Source organism: Haemophilus sp. HMSC066D02, from assembly GCF_001810545.1.
Classification (GTDB): domain Bacteria; phylum Pseudomonadota; class Gammaproteobacteria; order Enterobacterales; family Pasteurellaceae; genus Haemophilus_D.
On sequence record NZ_KV801804.1, the window covers coordinates 126,142 to 148,226 of the forward strand.

Genomic DNA, 22,085 nt, shown 5'->3' on the forward strand with positions numbered 1-22,085 from the left:
TTGACCGCTCTTTTTTAGTCCATTAGTTTGCAATGCCTTTATGACGAAGTAATGCATCTAATTGAGGTTCACGTCCACGGAAGCGTTTGAATAATACCATTGGTTCTTCAGAGCCGCCGCGAGTGAGAATTTCATCCAAGAAGGATTTACCGGTAACTGGATTGAAAATCCCTTCTTCTTCAAAGCGAGAGAAGGCATCTGCAGATAGTACTTCAGCCCATAAATAGCTGTAATAACCGGCTGCATAACCGCCCGCAAAAATATGGCTAAAGCTATGTGGCGCTCTTGCCCATTCAACACCTTTAATCACGGCAACTTTATCTTTCACAGCTTTTAAGGTATCAAGCACTTGGTTAGCTTTACCCACTTCAAAAGTATGATGAAGGGTAAAATCAAACAAGCCAAATTCAAGCTGACGTAACACAAACATTGCCGCTTGATAGTTTTTCGCTTTGAGAAGTTGATTTAATTTTTCTTCTGGCAATGGTTCGTGCGTTTCAAAGTGACCCGAAATACAATCAAGGGCTTCTTTTTCCCAACACCAGTTTTCCATAAATTGACTTGGAAGCTCTACCGCATCCCAAGGTACACCATTGATACCCGCGACATCTGGAACATCAACTTTGGTGAGCATGTGATGAATACCATGACCAAACTCGTGGAAGAGGGTCGTGACTTCATCATGGGTGAATAGCGCAGGTTTATCACCAATAGGCGCATTGAAGTTACAAGTTAAATAGGCAACAGGTTTTTGAATTGAACCGTCGGCATTGCGTTTTCTGCCGATACAATCATCCATCCATGCGCCACCACGTTTATTTTCGCGTGCATAAAGATCGAGATAGAAACTACCGCGTACTTCATCGGTTTCATCAATTAAATCAAAGAAACGCACATCTTTGTGCCAAGTATCTACACCAAAACGTTCAACTGCACGAATATTAAAAATACGTTTAATTAATTCAAATAAACCCGAAATAACGCGATCTTCAGGAAAATAAGGACGAAGTTCTTCATCATTGATCGCATATAAATGTTGTTTTTGTTTTTCGGAATAGAAACTGATATCCCAAGGCGCAAGTTCAGTGACGCCAAATTCTTTTTCACAATAAGCTTTGAGTTCAGCTAATTCTTTCTCACCTTGTGCTTTTGAACGATCTGCAAGGTTATTTAAGAAATCTAACACTTGCTGTGGGTTTTCTGCCATTTTGGTCGCAAGTGAGCGTTCAGTATAGGTATTGAAACCTAACAATTTAGCCAATTCCACACGTAACGTCATGATTTCTTCAATGATCGCCGTATTATCCCATTTACCGGCATTTGGACCTTGATCTGAAGCGCGAGTCGCATAAGCACGATACATTTCTTCGCGTAATGCTGCATTTTTACAATAGGTCATGATTGGCAAATAACTTGGGATTTCTAACGTAAAGCGATAGCCTTTCAAGCCTTTACTTTCGGCGGATTGTTTTGCCACAAGTAATGCGGATTCAGGAAGACCCGCTAATTCACTTTCATCTTCAATGACTTTTTCCCAGCCCATGGTGGCATCGAGTACATTATTACTAAATTGTGAGCTTAATTCAGATAAGCGAGCAACAATCTCACCATAACGTTTTTGTTTTTCTTCGGATAAACCGATACCTGAAAGCTCAAAATCACGTAGTGCATTTTCAATGGCTTTCTTTTGTGCGACGGAATAAGTCGCAAATTCAGGGCTATTTTTTAAGGATAAATAGGCATTGTATAACCCTTCGTGTTGGCCTACCCAAGTACTGTATTCAGAGAGTAGTGGTAAGCAAGCTTGGTACGCATCACGTAATTCAGGGCTATTTTTAACTGAATTTAAATGGGAGATCGGTGACCAAGCACGACTTAAGTGCTCGCCTGCTTCAGAAAGCGGTTCAATAAAGTTTTCCCAAGTAAAGTGCGGTTGTTTTAGCACTTGTTCTATAGCTTGACGATTTTCTTCGATAAGTTTTTCAATTGCTGGTTGAATGTGTTCCGGTTTGATTTGAGAAAACGGAGGTAAGCCTTCAATATGAAGTAATGGATTAGACATAAATATTCCTTTTGCTAACTATTTCTTTAATAAGTTGCGACAAATTCTATAATATCAAGGTTGAAAAATCTAAAAAATCAGTGATAATTGCGTATCACTTTTATTTAGGAATGATGATGAACGACGCTTTATTGTTTTCTGGCTTAATCACTTTTTCGGTTATAGCCGGTTTTGTTGCACTTAAATTCTTCCCCAAAAATCCTTTAATTAAAGCCATTTATATTGTACTTGGTTGTATTTCTTTGGTTTTAGGCGTGATTGGTATTTTTCTACCGATTCTTCCGACCACACCTTTTTTGTTGCTAACACTTTATTCTTTTGCGCAAGGTTCATCTCGCTTAGAACGTTGGTTTTTAGAAACCAAGCTTTATCAAAAGTATCTGAAGTCTTTTAATGAACGTCGTACATTAACAAAAAAAGCAAAAATTTCTATTCTAACCTTTTCAACTACGATGCTTTTAATTGGCTTTTACTTTACCCCAAGTGTAGTGGGTCGAACGATTATTGCCATTTTAATTGCGGTAAAATATTGGTTCTTTTTCTTTTGGATTAAAACAGAAGATGTTGAAAATGGATAATTCTTTCTTTACTTGGCTTAAAAGTGCGGTTATTTTCGGTATCGTTTTTGGATTGAGTGGTTGTGATAAATTAAATAGCCCTAAATCTACAAATACGGCAATGGAAGATCAGCCGAAACAAAGTCAGTCGATTGAACAAGAAAATATATCAAAACCGAGTAGGACTTTACTGACTCGGGCGTTTACTCATCCCCCTTCTTTTGAGCCTTGGTTTGTGCGTTATCCCGAACAGGAAAACTTATTGCGAGATCTATATGAAGGCTTAACCGCCTATGATTCGGAAGGGCGAATCGTGCCAGGTATTGCAGAAAGTTGGCAAACCAAAGATAACAAAACCTGGATCTTTATCTTACGTGAAGGGCTTCGCTGGTCAAATGGTGATTCTCTAGTCGCCCAAGATGTCATGCTTTCTTGGCAAGCACTGTCTCAATCAAATAGTCCTTTAAGATCCTATTTAGCTTATCTCAATTTAAAAAATGCGAAAGGCGTTTTAGAAAAAAATAAACCTTTTAGGAGTTTAGGAATTTATGCGGAAAATGATCGCACTTTACGCATTGAGCTCGATAAAGCAACGCCTTATTTACCGGAAATGTTGGCGCATATCAGCCTTGTGCCTCAATATCGCGATCCTGATTACCCAGTGACAAACGGGGCTTATATGATCGAAAGTGAAAGTGTGAAAAGCATACACTTAACTAAAAACCCCTATTATTGGCAGAAAAATAATGTCGCTTTTGAACGCGTAGCCTATTTGCCTTTTGTTGAACCTAAATTGGCTGACTTTGATGTGGTGGTTGATGTGCCAGAAGTACATTCAGATCTTCAACATTTTCCACAGCTTTGCGGTTATTTTTATGAATTTAATCTGAAAGATCCTAAAGTTGCTAAGGCCGATGTGCGTAAGGCGATAGCGTCGTTGGTCTCTGTCACTAATATTGTGAATAATGAGATTCCAGCAGCAATTCCGAGTTCGTATTTTTTACCGAAAGCCATGTTAAATGGACAAGACTCAAGATGGGAGCCCGTTGTTGCCGAGCAATTATTGGCTCAAAATAAAATTGATGAAAGACATCCATTGCATTTAAATATGCTTTATGATGATGCGCCATTGCATGTGAATATCGCGCAGCGCTTAGTGGGGCAATTGACTCAATCAGATATGTTGCGCGTGGATGCTCAACCAGTCAATTGGCAAACATTACAAATGAAACGCCAAAAAGGTGATTTTCAAGTCATTCGTTCTGGCTGGTGTGCAGATTTCAATCATCCGATGGCATTCTTGGGGTTGTTCTATTCTAAAAGTCCTGATAATAAAAATGGCTATGCCAATGCAGAATACGATCAACTTTTTGAGCAAGCATTGCAAAGCTTAAATGAAAAAGAGCGGTCAGAAATTTACTTAAAATTAAGTGAGAAGATCCAACAGGAAAACCTTGCTTTACCGCTTTTCCAATACACCACGCCAGTTTATCTTTCTCCAACTATTATGGGGGCGAAGAAAAATCCAGTGGGCGTTATTTACAGTAAGGATCTATGGCGAAAAGTTGAAAGCTAAAGCTGATTAAGAAAGTTGTTCATGATGTGGTGAACAACTTTTTTTATTAAATTAAATAAAAGTGTAGAGTAACACTATTTACTTTTTATTTTTATACGATACAATACACAACAAATCAACCTAGAGGGAAATCCTTATGTTAAAAATGAATGATTTGGTTAAGCTCAGTCAGACACCAAAATCCACGGTGCTGTACTATGTGAAAGAAGGTTTGTTGCCAGAACCAGTAAAAGATAAACCGAATTTTCATCTTTATGATGAATATTGTGTAGAGCTGCTCAGCTTTATTAAATATTTACAAAGCAATTTCAATGCGACGATTTCACAAATTAAAGCACTTTTTGCTCATCCTAGTTTTGATTGGAATAATCCTTATGAAAGCCTTATTGGATTATTAGACATTATCATGGGGGCTGAAAATGAAGTATTTTCAGTCGAGCAGCTCTCTGCAGAATTTCATCTTTCCGCTGAACAAATAGAAGACATGGTAGCGGAAGGCTTATTGAATCCTCGTGAAGGCATTTTTACAGCAAAAGAACGTGATATTTTGGCGATCTTAGCTCGTTGTGATGAAGCCGAAATGGATGTGGTGAAAGCTTATTTGGCCGCTGCGAAAATGTTAGCGGAAAAAGAGGTGAATGTGACTTTAGCGGCATTAGCCAATAGCGAACAAAAAGATGAAAAATTAAAACACTTATTTGATTTATTGTTAGTGTTAAAACCGTATCTCTTGAATATGAAAACCTTTAATCTTTATCAAGCGGAGAGTGCGAAATGAAACTCTTAAAATATGCTGGCTTTGTACCTTATTTAGCCATTGCCTTTATTAATGCCAGTGTGGATTTGGCACATAAAATTACCATTCAAAATGTGTTGCTGAAAAGTTTTTCAGGCGAGAGTTTGGTTATTTTAACGGCATTAATTAATGCCATGATTTTATTGCCATTTATTTTCTTATTTTCGCCTTCGGCATTTATTAACGATAAATTTTCTCGCACCAATGTGATTCGTTATAGCAGTTTAGCGGCTGTGCTGATCAGTGCTGGGATTTTATTGAGTTATATGACGGGTATGTTTGCTATTTCCTTTGTACTGACATTGATTTTGGCAGCGCAAAGTGCGGTCTATTCTCCGGCCAAATATAGCATTATTAAATCAATTGTGGGCACTGAAAATATCGGTATGGCAAACGGTGTCATTCAAGCGCTTACTATTGTAGCCATTCTATTTAGTTCTTTTGTATTTTCTTTCTTCTTTGAAGCGCATTATGTAGCATCAGATGATCCGAATGAAGTATTACAAAGTGTTTGGGTGATTGGTGTGGCGTTAGTATTACTGAGTGCACTAGAAGCCTATTTTGCTTTTAAAATCCCATTCTTTAAGCAAGAAGCTGAAAATACAGATGGTCAGTTTGATATGAGAAAATACCTTTCTTTAGGGTATTTAAAAGATAACGTTCGCACATTAAAAGCAGATCAAAATATTTGGTTGAGTGTCATTGGATTAAGCCTATTTTGGGGCGTGTCACAAATTATTGTGGCAGCATTCCCTGCGCATTATAAAGCAATGTTCAATGAAGATAATGCTATTGTCATTCAAGCGATTCTTGCGGTGAGCGGAATAGGGCTTGCGCTTGGTTCATATCTTGCAGGACGTGCTTCTCGTTTGCATATTGAGTTAGGTATTGTTCCGCTTGGTGCATTAGGTATTTGTGTGTCGTTATTCTTTTTAACCCTAGCCCAAAGTGGGGTGGTATTAGCACTTTGTTCTTTTGTCTTTGGTTTCTCTGGCGGTTTATTAATCGTGCCACTAAATGCAACTATTCAGTATTTCGCACCTGAGAAAATCAGCGGCAAAATCATGGCAGGTAACAACTTTGTACAAAACGTGTTTATGGTAGTGTTTTTGCTATTAAGCATTGTTTTTGTACAACTTAATGTTTCGACTCAAGGTTTATTCTTAGTGACTTCAGTTGCATGTTTTGCTGCGAGTTTATATACCATGTCGAAAGTGCCTCATTTATTTACGCGTTTATTCTTGCTCTTTGCGTTAAAAGCGAATTACCGTTTTCATGTGGATGGCTTAAAAAATCTTCCACAAAGTGGTGGAGTTCTATTATTAGGCAACCATATTAGCTGGATTGACTGGTTGGTGTTACAAGCGGCTAGCCCTCGTGCGATTAAATTTGTGATGTATCGTCCGATTTACAACAAATGGTATCTCACTTGGTTCTTCCGTATTTTCAAAGTCATCCCAATTGGTGGTGGTTCAAGCCGAGAATCTATTGAAACCATTCGTGAATATTTAGCGCGTGGCGAAGTGGTAGCTTTATTCCCAGAAGGCCATATCAGCTATAACGGTCAAATTAATGAGTTCCAAAAAGGCTTTGAGTACGTATTAAAAGATTTAGAGAATGTGACGACTGTTCCTTTCTATTTACGTGGATTATGGGGCAGCAGCTTCTCTCGTGCAGATTCTTTCTATAAGAATTTAACTAAACGCCAAGGTAAGCGTGAAATTTTAGTGGCATTTGGTAAACCCATTCATGGCTTTATTGATGCGACAGCGATGAAGCAAAAAGTACTCGAACTTTCTTTCTCCGTATGGGAAAAAGTCATGAGTAAACGTAAACCGCTTATGCATCATTGGTTGAGCTCGGCAAAATCGAATTTATTCAAAGAAGCGGCTGTTGATGCACAAGGCACTAAATTGAATAACCTGAAATTCATTGCTGCAGTGCTAATGTTTGTGAAAACCTTGAAAGCTGCTTTAGGGGATGAAAAAAATGTTGGTGTGTTATTACCAAGTTCATCAATTGGAGCAATTATTAATATGACCCTAATGGTGATGGGCAAAGTACCGGTAAATTTAAACTACACACTAAGCCCAGAAGTGATGGAAAAAGCGTTGAAAAAAGCCAACATTTCGCAAGTCATTACCTCTGAAAAATTCTTGGATAAGTTGAACACAAAAGGTTTTGATTTTAGCCAAGTGGTGGCTGATAAAGCCCTCTTTATGGAAAATTTAGGGAAATCGATCACTAAGGCTAATAAAGTGCGGTCATTTTTAACGGCGTTTTTGGCGCCACAATGGTGGATTAAATTACGTTACTTTGCAGACGTAAGCTTGGAAGATAATGCAACCATCTTATTCAGTAGTGGCAGTGAAGGTGATCCAAAAGGCATTGAATTAAGCCATAAAAACTTACTGACAAATATTAAACAGATCGGTGAATTATTAAACTTCCACAAAGATGATGTGATTTTGAATTCCTTACCAATTTTCCATTCATTCGGCTTAACAGTGACAACTTTATTGCCATTGTGTGAAGGCATTAAAATGGTAAGTGTAGCGGATCCGACGGATGGGGCGACAGTAGGAAAAATGTGTGCTCGACATCGGGTGAGTATTTTATTTGGTACTTCAACTTTCTTTAGATTGTATGTACGCAATAAGAAATTCCATCCGTTAATGCTACAAAACGTGCGTATGGTTATTGCGGGCGCCGAAAAATTGAAAGCGGATGTAAAAGAAGCCTTCAAACTTAAATTTGGCTTGGAAATTTACGAAGGTTATGGCGCAACTGAAACAGCACCGGTAGCTAGTGTGAATATGCCTAATTTACTTGATCCGGAAACCTTACAGGAATTTACCTTCAATCAAGCTGGTACAGTTGGTATGCCATTACCAGGCACCATTATTAAAATTGTGGATCCAGAAAGCTTGCAAGAATTACCAGTCGGCGAAGATGGTCTGATCTTGATTGGTGGTGGACAAGTCATGAAAGGTTATTTGAATGCACCAGAAAAAACAGCAGAAGTGATTGTTGAAATTGACGGTGTACGTTATTACAAAACCGGCGATAAAGGTCATATCGATCATAACGGCTTTATTACTATTGTGGATCGTTATTCTCGATTTGCTAAAGTCGGCGGCGAAATGATCAGTCTTGGCAGCGTGGAAGAGAAACTTTCACAAGTATTTGATGAAGAAAATCAATTTGTTGCCGTCGCCTTGAGCGATGATAAAAAAGGCGAGAGCATTGTACTTTTAATCAAATCTGCACTTTCTTTAGATGAGATCAATGAACGCATTAAAGGATTAAATGTACCGCCGATTATGCTACCAAGCCAAGTTTTCTTAGTGGATGAAATCCCGATGCTCGGAAGTGGTAAAGTGGATTTCAAAGGTGCGAAGAACTTAGCGATGAGTTTGGTTAAGTAAAGAAAATTGTAATAAATAAAAGAGCGGTCAATTTGACGGCTCTTTTTGTTATTTTAATAAACCTCATTTAGGTGTTTTTCAGCATCTTTCACCTTACATCAACGTACCGACATATTTTAACATGACCCCAGCGGCAATAGCCGAGCCAATTACACCAGCAACGTTCGGTCCCATCGCGTGCATCAGGAGGAAGTTTTGGTTATCCGCTTCCAATCCGATTTTGTTAGAAACACGAGCGGCCATAGGAACGGCAGATACACCAGCAGAACCAATAAGCGGGTTAATTTTGTTTTTGCTGAATTTATTCATCAATTTTGCCATTAATACACCGCTACCTGTACCGATTCCGAAAGCAATGACACCAAGAATTAAAATGCCTAACGTTTGCGGTTGTAAGAATTTATCGGCGATAAGTTTAGATCCCACAGACAGGCCAAGCACAATGGTTACAATGTTAATCAAGGCATTTTGTGTAGTGTCACTTAAACGTTCTACTACGCCGCTGACGCGCATGAGATTACCGAAACAGAACATCCCGAGTAATGGGGCAGCATCCGGTAGGAGCAAACCAACGAGCAACAGCAAAATCACCGGGAATAACACTTTTTCACGATTACTTACATGGCGCATTTGCGTCATGCGGATTTTGCGTTCTTCTTCTGTGGTTAATGCTTTCATAATCGGTGGTTGAATCAACGGCACTAACGCCATATAAGAATAAGCCGCCACCGCAATAGCACCAAGCAATTCAGGCGCCAGCTTACTGGTTAGATAAATCGCAGTCGGACCATCCGCACCACCGATAATACCGATAGAGGCAGCTTGAGGCAGTGTGAATTCGATAATACCGAAGTAATTTAAGGCTAACGCACCAAGCACGGTAGCGAAAATGCCGAATTGTGCAGCCGCACCAAGTAGCAACGTTTTTGGATTGGCTAATAACGGACCAAAGTCTGTCATTGCACCTACACCCATAAAAATAACCAATGGTGCAATGCCGTATCCAATCGCAACTTTATAGAATAAAGCCAAAATACCGGCGCTGTAACCCATATCCACAGATAAAGCTTCTAATTGATTTATCATGGATATTGGCGCGGAAGTCATCGCTGTTTTAATCGCAGCAAGATCGGGTGAAACACCCAGTTGCGAGGCGATTACCACAATTTGCTCTGGTGAGCCGAGATGAAGCAAATTCTCTAATGCTGTCATGGCTAGCCCTGCTTCAGGGATATTTGACAATAATCCGCCGAAACCAATTGGTAGCAACAGCAAAGGTTCAAATTTGCGCGAAATGGCAAGCCACAGCAACAGCAGGCTCACAACGATCATTACTGCTTGCCCCCATTGCAGATGGAATATGCCCATCCCTTTAATTAACGCAATAATACTCTCCATAGACCATTCCTTATGCTAAGGTCATCACGGTATCACCTACCGCGACAGCATCACCAGCTTTGACGCAAATGCCGCGTACGGTACCAGCTTGTGCAGCTTTCACTTCGGTTTCCATTTTCATGGCTTCGAGAATGAATAATACATCGCCAGCTGCTACAGTTTGACCTTCTGTTGCAACAACTTTCCAAATATTACCCGCCATCGGCGCCGTTACTGGTGTCCCCCCCGTTGCTGGAGCAGGAGTCGCTTGTGGCGCAGCTTGCGGAGCTGTAGTCGCGACATGAGAGATATCACCACCTTCGCTTACTTTCACCACAAAAGCTTTACCTTCTAATTCCACGGTATAAACAGCGGAGCCAGAAGCAGATGGTACAGCTTTAGAAACAGGTTTATTTTCCACCGCACTTTCATTGCCGGTAGGGGCTGGTTCAAAGGCGGCAGGGTTGTTGCGGTTTTCTAAGAATTTCCATGCAATTTGAGGGAAGAGCGCCACGATTAAAGCATCATCTACGGCGTTGTCTGCCAATTTCACGCCTTTCGCTTTAGCTTGTTCAGCAACTTCAGCTTCAATTTTCGCCATTTCAGGTGCAATGTGATCGGCTGGACGGTCAGTTACTGGCGCAGCACCTTCTAATACGCGAGCTTGCAACGCACTATCTACCGGTGCAGGTGTTTTACCATATTCACCTTTTAAAATTCCGGCAGTTTCTTTGGCGATAGTTTTGTAGCGTTCGCCTGTAAGTACGTTAATAACCGACTGTGTACCAACAATTTGAGAGGTTGGTGTAACAAGAGGAATATAACCCAAATCTTTGCGTACGCGTGGGATTTCTTCTAATACTAAATCTAATTTATCGGACGCATTTTGTTGTTTTAATTGGTTTTCCAAGTTAGTGAGCATGCCGCCTGGCACTTGTGCCACTAAAATACGACTATCGACACCGCGTAATTGGCCTTCAAATTTAGCGTATTTTTTACGTACATTGCGGAAATAGGCAGCAATTTTTTCCAAACGAGGAATATCTAAACCGGTGTCATACTCAGTACCTTGCAAGGTGGCAACTAGGGATTCAGTTGCTGGGTGACCATAAGTACCTGACATAGAAGAAATTGCCGTATCAATACCATCTACACCAGCTTCAACCGCTTTTAATAACGCCATTTCTGCCATACCGGTGGTTGAGTGGCAGTGTAAATGCAATTCTACGTCAAAACGTTTTTTGATTTCGCGAACTAAGTCTGCTGCCGCCATTGGATTTAAAATACCTGACATATCTTTGATGACCAAGCTATCGATACCGATTTCAAGTAATTGTTCAGTCGTATCAAGCCAGGTTTGCATGGTATGAACTGGGCTAGTGGTATAACTTAAAGTCCCTTGAGCATGACCACCAAATTTACGTACTGCTTGCAACGCTGCTTTCATATTACGCGGGTCATTGAGTGCATCGAATACGCGGAAAACATCCATACCATTCGCTACACAACGTTCTACGAAACGTTCTACCACGTCGTCAGCATAGTGACGATAGCCTAATAGGTTCTGACCACGTAATAACATTTGTAATGGGGTTTTTGGACAGGCTTTTTTCAATTCGCGCAAACGTACCCAAGGATCTTCACCTAAAAAGCGAATACAGCTATCAAATGTTGCACCGCCCCAAGCTTCCAATGACCAATAACCAATATCGTCTAATTCATGAGCAATTGGTAACATGTCATCAAGACGCAAGCGAGTTGCGAAAAGTGATTGGTGGGCATCACGAAGCACCAGTTCTGTCATTTTAATTTTTTTAGCCATGGTAAAATCCTTATGTTATTTGAACTGTTGGGTACGGCGATGGTGTGCGATAGCCGCTGCAATCACAGGACGTAAACGCTCAAAATCGTCAGTTGGTGCCGCAGAAAGCGCGGTTGAATTTGGGGAAGTTTTGGGTTCGGGTTGTGGTTCAGGAAAGAATCGATTGATAAGTTTAGACATCACTCCAATTGCCCAAATTAAAATGAGCAAAAAGACCAACACAAAACCCATCCCTGAAAACATCAGGTTAATTCCTTCGCCTATAAGTGCTGAGGGAGTCATCATTTTTCTTCCTTATTTGTTTGAAAAAATGGACAATTTTATTCTAATCGATCTGTTCAAATAAAACTGTGATGAAGATCATAATTTGAAATATAGGCACACAAGAAAAGGTGAAAAGTGCAGTTGATTTTGACGATATTTTTGCGTGAGCTAAATATTATTAATGAGTCATCTCTGTATTAGAAATAACTTATACAAAGCTTATAAAAACTAAAAGGACCAAGCTCTGTAGTCACAGAACTTAGTCCTTGAATTAAGTGAATCTTGCTTTATTGATAGAAAGGAAAATTATTCTACTTTTACAATCCAGCCTTCAGGTGCTTCCACATCACCGAATTGGATACCTGTTAGCTCGTTGTAAAGTTTACGTGTAACAGGGCCCACTTCAGTTTCTGAATAGAACACGTGAAATTTACCTTTGTGTTGAATACCGCCTACTGGCGTAATTACTGCGGCAGTACCACAAGCTCCCGCTTCTGCAAATTGATCAAGTTGATCAATATACACATCACCTTCGATAGCTTCCATACCTAAACGCTCTTTTGCAATGTGAAGTAATGAGTATTTAGTGATACTTGGTAAAATAGATTCAGATGCTGGTGTGATAAATTTGTTATCTTTGGTAATACCAAAGAAGTTTGCCGCACCCACTTCTTCAATTTTAGTATGTGTTTTTGGATCGAGATAGATCGCATCAGCGAATTTACGTTCTGGCGTACCTTCTTCTGCGGCTAGTTCATGTGGAAGCAAACTTGCTGCGTAGTTACCACCTACTTTTACACCACCGGTTCCCATAGGTGCAGCACGGTCGTAATCAGTCGTAATGAAATTAGATGGTGCTAAACCACCTTTGAAATAAGCGCCAACAGGGCAGCAGAATACAGAGAAAATAAATTCAGGTGCGGTTTTTACACCGATATTCGCGCCTGTACCAAAGAGGAATGGACGTAAATATAATGTTGCGCCAGATCCGTAAGGACCCAACCATTCTTGGTTTGCTTTCACCACTTCTTTACAAGCACGGATAAATAATTCTGTTGGCACTTGCGGCATTAATAAGCGATCAGAGGTATGTTGCATGCGTTTTGCATTTTGATCAGGACGAAATAAGTTGATTGAACCGTCTTTACAACGATAGGCTTTTAAGCCTTCAAAGCATTGTTGACCGTAGTGAATAGCAGTTGAACCTTCGTGGATATGTAGCATATTATCGGTGGTGAGTTTACCTTCATCCCATTTGCCATCTTTCCAATGTGCGATGAAACGGTAATCTGTTTTGATATAACTAAATCCAAGATTGTTCCAGTCTAAGTCTTTCATTTTGCTTCCTTAATTTGTATAAATAATTTTATGAATGGAAATGCAGTTAATCTACACCATTACGATAACTATGAAAACCTTTAAACACAAAAATATTGTGATTTCTCAAAATTTTTATTGGATTTTTAAATTTGTGAAGTTGGTCAGGAAATAAAATTTTGCTTATGCTAAAATGCCAGGAATAAAAAAAACGCCGCTCGAAACGAGCAGCGCTTAACCAGAATGGTTTTAATATATACAGGAAGTAAATGAGTAACTTAATTGTTACTCCAGTTCGGAGAACCGAACTATATGCAAACACAACATCATACTTAAGTCTGAAACTCATTAACTTGTAAGGAATTACCAATCATTAAGTATGGGTGTATTGTAGGTAGAAGGTGATGGAAGGACAAATGATGTTTTTTTATTTGATGCATAAAAAAAACTAATCCGAATTAAATCTTCGTTATTATAAACTAAAATTTAGCTGTTTGGAAGAATTATGTATAAACGTTTGCCTCCCTTGAATTCATTGAAGTCTTTCGAGTCTGCTGCACGACATTTAAGCTTCACAAAAGCGGCAGATGAACTTTTTGTGACACAAGCCGCAGTGAGCCATCAAATAAAATTATTAGAAGATTTTTTAGGTGTTGAGCTTTTTATTCGTAAAAATCGTTCACTCGAATTGACAGAATTTGGGAAAGCCTATTTTGTTGATATCAATAAAATCTTACGAAAATTAAATGAAGCAACTGAACGTTTATTAACACTTAAAGCAGAGCCACATTTGGCAATTAGCGTGCCACAAACCTTTGGTATTCAATGGCTTGTGCCACATTTGAGTGATTTTAATAAGCAACACCCTGAAATTGAAGTACGCTTGAAGGGTGTGGATCAAGATGAAGGTTTATTGAATAAAGAAATTGATATAGCCATTTATTATGGAAAAGGTGATTGGGAAAATTTACAGGTTGATCGTTTAGGCGAAGAAAACCTCGTGATTTTGGCTGCGCCTTCATTGCTTGAGAAAACACCTGTGCGTTGTCCTAATGATTTGAAAAAGCATACGCTGATTCATACGCATACTCGAGATAACTGGCAAGCAATGGCGGATTATCTCAAATTAGATGATTTGAATATTCAGCAAGGCCCGTTATTTAGCCACACCTTTATGGCATTGCAGGCGGCCGTTCATGGGCAGGGGATTGCTCTAGCAAATCGTATTTTGGCTCAGCAAGAAATTGAAAACGGTCATTTGCAAATTGTGTTACCAACCGAATTGCGGGATCCAAAATCATTCTATGTGGTTAATCATTTAGATCGTTTAGATGACGAACAAATTCAAGCCTTTAGAAAATGGATTAAAGATTCAATTAAATTAGGAAAACATGAATAAATTAGCCTTATATTGTCGAATTGGCTTTGAAAAAGAAGTCGCTGCAGAAATTACCGACCGAGCTTCTGAGCGTGGTGTATTTGGTTTTGCTCGTGTAGTAGAAAATAGCGGTTATGTCATTTTTGAATGCTATCAACCAGGCGATGCGGATCGCTTAGCGAGGGAAATCCCTTTTAATCGTTTGATTTTTGCGCGTCAAATGATCGTTATTTCAGATTTCTTAGAAAATCTCGATCCTCAAGATCGTATCTCGCCAATTCTTGCTCAATATAAACGCATTGCAGAAGACATTAATCTTAAGCAAGCGGTAGAGCTATTTGTCGAAACAGCAGATACCAATGAAGCTAAAGAGCTTTCGACATTTTGCCGAAAATTTACCGTGCCGTTACGCCAAGCGTTGAAAAAACAAGGTTGGTTACAAGGTAAGCCGAATGCAAAGCGCGGTCAGATTTTACATTGTTTTTTCATTCAGCCGAATTGCTGCTATGTAGGGTATTCCTATCTTGGCAATAACTCTACCCATTTTATGGGGATACCACGTTTGAAATTTCCAGCGGATGCGCCAAGCCGTTCAACTTTAAAATTGGAAGAAGCGATTTTAACCTTTATTCCTCGAAATGAAGAAAGTAAACGCTTAAATGAAAGTATGGTTGGCGTTGATCTCGGTGCTTGCCCTGGCGGGTGGACCTATCAATTAGTGAAACGTGGTTTATTTGTGTATGCAGTTGATCACGGCAAAATGGCGGCCAGTTTGCATGATACTGGCAGAATAGAACATTGCCCAGAAGACGGATTTAAATTCCAACCACCAAAACGTAAGCATATCGATTGGCTTGTGTGTGACATGGTGGAGCAACCAAGTCGGATTGCGAATTTAATAGGGAAATGGTTGATTAACGGCTGGTGCCGAGAAACTATTTTTAACTTGAAATTGCCAATGAAAAAACGCTATCAAGAAGTGATGTTGTGCTTAGAAAATCTTGCAGTGATGTTGACAGAAAAAGAACTGGAATTTGATATTCAGGCTAAGCATTTGTATCACGATCGCGAAGAGATTACGGTGCATATTGCCTTAAAATAGAAAAGCAAAGCGCGGTCAAAAAACATAGGATTTTTTTGGCCGCTCTTTTATTTAAGCAATTATTTATTGGCTAAAATCACTGCACGAGTTGGAGCTTGATAGCCTTCGATGGTTTTACTGTGATCATTTGGATCTAAGAAATCAATCAAACTTTCATTTTCTAACCAATCCGTTTTACGCTGTTCTTCTAATGTCGTGGTGGCGACATCCACACAACGCACATTAGTAAAGCCGACTTTTTCCAACCAATTAATGAGTGCAGCAACAGAAGGAATAAAATATACGTTCTTCATTTTTGCATAGCGATCTGAAGGCACTAATACCGTATTGACATCGCCATCAACTACTAAGGTTTCTAAGACGAGCTCGCCACCTTTTACTAATTGATTTTTTAGCTGTGTGAGGTGATCAAGCGGTGATTTACGATGATAAAGCACACCCATTGAGAATACCGTATCAAATGCCGCAAGTGGTTGCATTTCTTCAATACCTAATGGGATTAAGTTAGCTCGACGATCGTTATTTAATAATTTTCGAACGGCTTCAAATTGGCAAAGGAAAAGTTCGGTTGGATCAATACCTACCACCATTTTTGCACCTTCACCAACCATTCGCCACATATGGTAGCCGCTACCACAGCCTACATCTAAAATGGTACGCTCTTTTAATGGAGCAAGATGAGGCAAGACACGATCCCATTTGAAATCAGAACGCCATTCGCAATCCACGTGAATATCAAATAAATGATAAGGTCCTTTTCGCCATGGCATTAATTGTTTCAAATGATGAATAATACGTTGTTTTTCGCCCTCTGAAAGTGGGGAAGTGCGGTCAGATTTCACTGCATTTTTTAAATCGATGGTATCTGCCTGCAAATCAGGAAGAAAGTCCACGATTTTTGACCATTTAGCATAATCACCATGGGTTTGTTTTTCCCATTCTTTTAATTGCAAAGGCAATGTTTCTAGCCAAGCAGATAAATTTGTGGTGGCAATTTGTTGATAAAAAGGACGAAAATCAATCATTATTTGCTTCCTTATAGGCTTTTTCTGCTTTCTCAAAAGTTTCTTTAACTTCATTTTCAGGTTCTGCAGAAAGGAGGGAAACCACAATAATCGCCAGGCTAGCAAGGATGAATCCCGGGATCATTTCATACACATTAAACCATTCACTGGTTTCAGGAATCACCGATTTCCAAGCAAAAACAACCACTGCGCCAACAATCATGCCTGCCATCGCCGCTGATGAAGTCATGCGTTTCCAGAATAAGGAGAAAAGCACGACCGGACCAAATGCAGAACCAAACCCTGCCCAGGCAAATTCAACGAGTTTTAATACTTTGCTGTTTTCATCTTGTGCAATCCAAATGGCAATGCCCGCGATAACTAAAACCATTGCACGACCTAACCAAACTAATTCTTTTTCAGCGGCTTTTGGACGAATAAACCCTTTATAAAAATCTTCAGTAATAGAGCTTGAAGAAATTAATAATTGTGCGGAAAGTGTGCTCATTACTGCTGCTAAAATTGCAGACAGTAGAATACCGGCAATCCATGGATTAAAGAGTAATTTAGCCAGTTCAATAAACACTTGTTCTGGTTCATTATTTACTACGCTCGCAACACCAGGATTCGCAAAGAAATAAGGGATACCGAAGAAACCGATACCAATTGCACCGGCTAGACAAATCACCATCCATGTCATACTAATACGGCGTGCTTTGATTAATGATTTCACCGAATAAGCTGCCATAAAACGCGCAAGGATATGCGGTTGACCAAAATAACCTAAGCCCCAAGCCGCTAAACTTAATAAACCTAATGGTGTAGTTGAACTAAATAAATCAGTAAAGTCTTTATTTGCTGCGATTTCTGCTTGATGTAACACTTCAGTAAATTGTGATGCATCACCCAAACTTAAAAAGATAAAGAGAGGCGTTAAAATCAGTGCAAAAATCATCAATGTGGCTTGAATGGTATCCGTCCAGCTTACAGCTAAAAATCCACCGATAAAGGTATAGACGATGGTCGCTAATGCGCCGTACCAAATGGCGGTGGAATAGTCGACTGAGAATAGGTTTTGGAATAATTTTGCTCCCGCAACCACACCTGAGGCACAGTAAATCGTGAAGAATGCTAAGATGATTGTTGCAGACACAATTTTTAAGAGATTATGTGATGTGCCAAAGCGATGGTGGAAATATTCCGGTAGTGTGAGAGCATTGTTGTTAAATTCGGTATAGATCCGTAAACGACCAGCCACGAGTAACCAGTTAAAATAAGCTCCGAGAATTAAACCAATGGCGATCCAACCTTCTACTAGGCCAGACACATATACCGCACCTGGCAAGCCCATTAATAACCAGCCTGACATATCAGATGCGCCAGCAGACATGGCTGTCACAAAACTTCCGAGTTTACGGCCACCTAAAATGTAATCGGATAAGTTGTTTGTATAATAATAGGCAAGGACACCGATTAAAATCATGCCGAAAATATAAATACTAAAAGTAATAAGAGTTGGGTCTAAACCAAACATTAAGTACCCCAAAAAAAGTCATGAAAATTTGAGAAAGGTCATATTTTACCTTATTTGGGTCTATTATTCTATTTTCCTTTTCGATAGACTTATACCATTAAAACTAAGGTCGAAAAAATGGATTCTGTTGAATTATTAATGAATGTTACGCCCAATGAAACTCGCGTTGCGTTGGTGGAAACGGGCGTTTTAAAAGAAGTTCATATTGAACGTCAAGCCAAACGTGGCATCGTGGGGAATATCTATAAAGGACGAGTAACCCGTGTTTTACCGGGAATGCAGTCCGCATTTGTGGATATCGGTTTAGAAAAAGCCGCATTTTTACACGCTTCCGATATTGTTTCACATACCGAATGTGTGGATGTGAACGAGCAAAAGCAATTCCGAGCAAAAAGCATTTCTGAACTCGTACGCGAAGGGCAGGATATCGTAGTCCAAGTGGTAAAAGATCCTTTGGGCACTAAAGGTGCAAGATTAACTACCGATATTACATTACCTTCTCGTTATCTCGTCTTTATGCCAGAAAATAGCCATGTTGGTGTCTCGCAACGTATTGAAAGCGAAGAAGAACGCGCAAGACTAAAAGCGTTAGTTGAGCCTTTTTGTGATGAGTTAGGCGGCTTTATTATTCGTACTGCTACCGAAGGTGCAACAGAAGAAGAATTGCATCAAGATGCAGAATTTTTAAAACGTTTATGGCGTAAAGTGCTTGAGCGTAAAGGCAAATATCCAACTCGTTCTAAAATTTATGGCGAGCCTGCATTACCACAGCGTATTTTACGTGATTTTATCGGCGCCAATTTAGAGAAAATTCATATCGATTCCAAACTTTGTTTTAACGAAGTGAAAGAATTTACCGATGAATTTATGCCTGAATTGAGTGAAAAATTAATGCTTTATACGGGCAGTCAGCCGATTTTTGATATTTATGGCGTAGAACGTGGTATTCAAAATGCCTTAGAGAAACGCGTGAATTTAAAATCAGGCGGCTATCTCATTATTGAGCAAACCGAAGCCATGACGACCATTGATATCAATACGGGAGCATTCGTTGGTCATCGAAATTTAGATGAAACCATTTTTAACACCAATATTGAAGCCACTAAAGCTATTGCTCAGCAGCTACAACTACGTAATTTAGGCGGTATTATCATTATTGATTTTATTGATATGCAAACCGATGAGCATCGCAATCGCGTGATTGAATCCTTGGAAGAGGCCCTATCGAAAGATCGCGTAAAAACCAATGTAAATGGCTTTACTCAACTTGGCCTAGTGGAAATGACGCGTAAACGTACTCGCGAAAGTTTAGAGCATGTATTGTGTGATGAATGCCCAACTTGTCAAGGTCGTGGACGTGTGAAAACCGTCGAAACAGTATGTTACGAAATTATGCGTGAGATCATTCGTGTTAACCACTTATTCTCGAGTGAACAATTTGTGGTGTATGCGTCTCCTGCTGTGGCGGATTACTTAATCAAAGAAGAATCTCACGGTTTATTGCCAGAGATTGAAATGTTCATCAGCAAACAGGTTCAAGTCAAAACAGAACAGTACTACAACCAAGAACAATTTGATGTAGTAGTGATGTAAAAGACAAAAGTGCGGTCAATTTTGACCGCACTTTTTATCCTTAAACTTAGATAGAATATGAGTGACTCAAAGGTAATAGAATAATGAAATATGTTTTTGGATATTTTGTGAGTATTCTGGCTTTTTCTTTGATTTATTTTGTTGCTATTTTTTATGTGCAATTTGATTCGGGAGTTAATAACATAAATTATGTTCTTCTAGCAAAAGAGGCAATAGTAGCAAGTTTGAAACTTCATATTCTCATTCTTCCTATTATATTTCTAACAACTAAAAGAAAAACAAAATAGCATGATGGAGCACTTTATATTTGTGTGTGAAAGTACTCTGTACAAATTATTTTTTACTTTTAAATGGCATAAATTTTCTGATGTTAGTTTTTAATTGCTTGTTGATAAGTTTTCATTTATAAAACGTATAGTTTAGAGTTCATAGGGGAAGTAAATGCTTATAGCTGATTTAAAATGGATTGATTATGGCTTTTCGATGAGGGATGAGGCATCCTTACTAGTTCTTAAGCCAGCTTATTGCTTAAATTTAACATTAGCAATAGGAACAAAAGGAAATTCTGGGAGTGACTATTTTTATACTAATGTTTTTAATGTAGGAATGGTGCAAAGAGAAAAGGTCTTGGTGATAAATAAAGGAATGGTTGTTGCTCTGAAAACATTAGATGACATAGAAAATTATTTGTCACTCATGATAAATAGTATATCAGGAGAAACCTGGGATGATATTGTTATTCAGTTACAAAAATATTTTGATTGGGAATATGAAGGGTATAGAGAAGTTTAAAAAGCATCAAATTTTAAATTCAAGAATAAAAAGTGCGGTCAAAATTGACCGCACTTTTTACTTTAACTACTTCAATCTTTCTAACTGTTGAATAATGGCTTCATCAGATTGTGATTGGATTTTTCGCATCCGAATAAAGAGTAAAGCCGCAGCAATGGTTAAGGCAATGATAAACGCAACCCAAAAACCTTTTGCGCCGATGCTTGGAACAATCCAATCCGTTCGTGAAAGAATATACCCAACCGGAATACCTACGCCCCAATAGGCAAGTAATGTGATATAAAGGATAATTTTGGTGTCTTTATAGCCACGTAAAATACCGCTCACGACGACTTGCACTGAATCTGAAAATTGATAAATCGCCGCTATCGCTAATAAGCTGCTTGAAAGAGCAATAACGGTGGCATTATCGCCTACAATCAATGTAGCGATCTCTGCACTAAATACCCAAATCACCAACGCCAATACACTTGCCGCAATCAAGCCAAGAATAATAGCGGCGTAAGACATGATTTTGGCTTTTTGTGGTGCATGATTACCCAGTTCTTGAGCCACTAAAATGGTTGCCGCCATGGCAATAGACATGGGGAACATAAAGGCTACGGCACTGGTGTTTAAGGCAATTTGGTGGCTGGCGACCACATCCGCGCCTAATGGGGAAAGTAATAAACTACTTAATGCAAAGAGTGAGACTTCACTACACAGCGCAATGGCAATAGGCAAGCCAAGTGCGGCCAATTTTTTCAGTGTTTTGATATCTGGCTTTTCAATAATCTTTTCAAAGACTTTCAGACTACGTTCATTATAGTTTTTAGCTGAATAGGTAATCATCAAGATCGCCATCGCCCAGTTAACAATAGCCGTTGCCACACCACAACCGACACCACCCAATGCCGGTGCACCAAATTTGCCGTAAATAAACATATAATTCAACGGAATATTCAGCATTAACCCCATGAAGGTAATCACCATAGCGGGTTTTGTTTTGGCAATGCCATCATTCAAACAGCGGAAATTAATCAGCAATAAATAGGCAGGCAAGCCCCATACCATCGCACGCAAATAATTCATCGTCACATCAGCCATGTGGGCATCCATATTCATGAACTGTAATATGAAATCATTATGATAGATGATGAGTGCAAGGGGAATCATCACTAAAAATGAAATCCAAAGGCCTTGTCTCACTTGGTGAGCAATGCGATGGCGCTGCCCTGAACCATTTAAATAGGAAATTGTTGGAGGCAAGGCGAGTAATAATCCTTGCCCGAAAAGTACCAAAGGTAGCCAAATAGAGGCACCAATACCAACACCGCCTACATCAGCCGAGCTCACACGCCCCGCCATAATCACATCCACGGTGCCCATGCCAGTTTGAGCTAACTGGGCAAGCCCGATAGGTGTCGCAATTCGGATAAGTTTTTTAATATCAATACGGTATTGAGAAAAAAGACGAGAATTCATAAATTTTGTTATAATATTG

General features: G+C 39.3%; 16 protein-coding genes. 8 read left to right on the forward strand and 8 right to left on the reverse strand.

Translation table 11 applies throughout. The features are described 5' to 3' along the window. Nucleotides 1-22 precede the first annotated feature (22 nt). On the reverse strand, nt 23-2,062 hold the full coding sequence (gene prlC / locus HMPREF2750_RS00830; RefSeq protein WP_070582214.1) for an oligopeptidase A: 2,040 nt from the start codon (nt 2,060-2,062) through the stop codon (nt 23-25). Between the two features lie 206 nt (nt 2,063-2,268). Between prlC and HMPREF2750_RS00835 the strand changes: the two genes are divergently transcribed. The 4 genes from HMPREF2750_RS00835 to HMPREF2750_RS00850 all read left to right on the forward strand — a co-directional run bounded on the left by HMPREF2750_RS00835 (nt 2,269) and on the right by HMPREF2750_RS00850 (nt 8,419). Further along, nucleotides 2,269-2,640: a YbaN family protein gene (locus HMPREF2750_RS00835; RefSeq protein ID WP_070582464.1), complete on the forward strand. Its 372-nt coding sequence runs from the start codon at nt 2,269-2,271 to the stop codon at nt 2,638-2,640. Beyond that, a complete protein-coding gene (locus tag HMPREF2750_RS00840; protein WP_070582215.1) occupies nt 2,633-4,195 on the forward strand; it encodes a peptide ABC transporter substrate-binding protein in 1,563 nt (520 codons plus the stop codon). The genes HMPREF2750_RS00835 and HMPREF2750_RS00840 overlap by 8 nt, the downstream gene beginning before the upstream one ends. Nucleotides 4,196-4,331: 136 nt before the next feature. Then, the gene (locus HMPREF2750_RS00845; protein ID WP_070582216.1) at nt 4,332-4,973 is read left to right on the forward strand and encodes a MerR family transcriptional regulator; all 642 of its coding nucleotides are present in this window, start codon (nt 4,332-4,334) and stop codon (nt 4,971-4,973) included. Beyond that, nucleotides 4,970-8,419 (forward strand): acyl-[ACP]--phospholipid O-acyltransferase, encoded by a 3,450-nt coding sequence (locus tag HMPREF2750_RS00850; protein WP_070582217.1) that lies wholly within the window; start codon nt 4,970-4,972, stop codon nt 8,417-8,419. The genes HMPREF2750_RS00845 and HMPREF2750_RS00850 overlap by 4 nt, the downstream gene beginning before the upstream one ends. A gap of 93 nt (nt 8,420-8,512) precedes the next feature. Here the strand turns inward: HMPREF2750_RS00850 and HMPREF2750_RS00855 are convergent, their stop codons facing one another. The 4 genes from HMPREF2750_RS00855 to HMPREF2750_RS00870 all read right to left on the reverse strand — a co-directional run bounded on the left by HMPREF2750_RS00855 (nt 8,513) and on the right by HMPREF2750_RS00870 (nt 13,220). After that, nucleotides 8,513-9,817, reverse strand: coding sequence for a sodium ion-translocating decarboxylase subunit beta (locus tag HMPREF2750_RS00855; RefSeq protein ID WP_070582218.1), 1,305 nt, complete (start codon nt 9,815-9,817; stop codon nt 8,513-8,515). Nucleotides 9,818-9,827: 10 nt separating this feature from the next. Then, nucleotides 9,828-11,618, reverse strand: a complete 1,791-nt coding sequence (gene oadA / locus HMPREF2750_RS00860) for a sodium-extruding oxaloacetate decarboxylase subunit alpha (RefSeq protein ID WP_070582219.1) — start codon at nt 11,616-11,618, stop codon at nt 9,828-9,830. A gap of 15 nt (nt 11,619-11,633) precedes the next feature. After that, the gene (locus HMPREF2750_RS00865) at nt 11,634-11,900 is read right to left on the reverse strand and encodes an oxaloacetate decarboxylase subunit gamma (RefSeq protein WP_070582465.1); all 267 of its coding nucleotides are present in this window, start codon (nt 11,898-11,900) and stop codon (nt 11,634-11,636) included. Between the two features lie 288 nt (nt 11,901-12,188). Next, the gene (locus tag HMPREF2750_RS00870) at nt 12,189-13,220 is read right to left on the reverse strand and encodes a branched-chain amino acid aminotransferase (RefSeq protein WP_049362750.1); all 1,032 of its coding nucleotides are present in this window, start codon (nt 13,218-13,220) and stop codon (nt 12,189-12,191) included. 484 nt (nt 13,221-13,704) lie between these two features. On the opposite strand from HMPREF2750_RS00870, the gene HMPREF2750_RS00875 reads away from it, so the two are divergent. Beyond that, nucleotides 13,705-14,598: a transcriptional regulator GcvA gene (locus HMPREF2750_RS00875; protein WP_070582220.1), complete on the forward strand. Its 894-nt coding sequence runs from the start codon at nt 13,705-13,707 to the stop codon at nt 14,596-14,598. Continuing rightward, entirely contained in the window at nt 14,591-15,679 is a 1,089-nt protein-coding gene (rlmM, locus tag HMPREF2750_RS00880; protein WP_070582221.1) for a 23S rRNA (cytidine(2498)-2'-O)-methyltransferase RlmM, read from the forward strand. Before HMPREF2750_RS00875 ends, rlmM begins: the two co-directional genes overlap by 8 nt. A 59-nt stretch (nt 15,680-15,738) precedes the next feature. Here the strand turns inward: rlmM and cmoB are convergent, their stop codons facing one another. Beyond that, on the reverse strand, nt 15,739-16,704 hold the full coding sequence (cmoB, locus tag HMPREF2750_RS00885) for a tRNA 5-methoxyuridine(34)/uridine 5-oxyacetic acid(34) synthase CmoB (RefSeq protein WP_070582222.1): 966 nt from the start codon (nt 16,702-16,704) through the stop codon (nt 15,739-15,741). Then, nucleotides 16,697-18,217 (reverse strand): sodium/proline symporter PutP, encoded by a 1,521-nt coding sequence (gene putP / locus HMPREF2750_RS00890; RefSeq protein ID WP_070582223.1) that lies wholly within the window; start codon nt 18,215-18,217, stop codon nt 16,697-16,699. Before putP ends, cmoB begins: the two co-directional genes overlap by 8 nt. Nucleotides 18,218-18,334: 117 nt before the next feature. On the opposite strand from putP, the gene rng reads away from it, so the two are divergent. Beyond that, a complete protein-coding gene (gene rng / locus HMPREF2750_RS00895; RefSeq protein ID WP_049373973.1) occupies nt 18,335-19,810 on the forward strand; it encodes a ribonuclease G in 1,476 nt (491 codons plus the stop codon). 441 nt (nt 19,811-20,251) lie between these two features. Next, complete coding sequence (locus tag HMPREF2750_RS00905) at nt 20,252-20,602, forward strand: Imm8 family immunity protein (RefSeq protein WP_049373971.1); 351 nt, start codon at nt 20,252-20,254, stop codon at nt 20,600-20,602. Between the two features lie 66 nt (nt 20,603-20,668). Here HMPREF2750_RS00905 and HMPREF2750_RS00910 read toward each other — a convergent pair whose 3' ends face one another. Further along, nucleotides 20,669-22,066 carry an MATE family efflux transporter gene (locus HMPREF2750_RS00910; RefSeq protein WP_070582224.1) on the reverse strand — a complete coding sequence of 466 codons (1,398 nt, stop codon included), beginning with the start codon at nt 22,064-22,066 and terminating at the stop codon, nt 20,669-20,671. Between the last annotated feature and the right edge of the window lie 19 nt (nt 22,067-22,085).